The organism is Halomonas sp. ND22Bw (assembly GCF_003011945.1).
In the GTDB taxonomy this organism is placed as follows: Bacteria; Pseudomonadota; Gammaproteobacteria; order Pseudomonadales; family Halomonadaceae; genus Halomonas; species Halomonas halophila.
Genome location: NZ_PXWD01001831.1, coordinates 1 through 234, shown reverse-complemented (window position 1 = coordinate 234; position 234 = coordinate 1). Strand labels below are relative to the sequence as shown.

General features: G+C 68.4%; 1 protein-coding gene. It reads left to right on the top strand.

Features of this window, described 5'->3' with window-relative positions:
- On the top strand, positions 1-234 hold a 234-nt coding region (locus CVH10_RS24605), incomplete at both ends, for a sodium/proton-translocating pyrophosphatase (RefSeq protein WP_181244771.1).

Genomic DNA, 234 nt, shown 5'->3' with positions numbered 1-234 from the left:
CTCGGCGGCACGGTCGAGGCCGGGATCCCGGAGGACGATCCGCGCAATCCCGCCACCATCGCCTACAACGTCGGCGACAACGTTGGCGATTGCGCCGGCATGGCGGCGGACCTGTTCGAGACCTACGCGGTGACGGTGGTCGCCACCATGGTGCTCGCGGCGATCTTCTTCTCCGGGCAGACCGATGTGGCCGGGCGCAACGTGCTCGAGACGATGCTGCTCTATCCGCTGGCC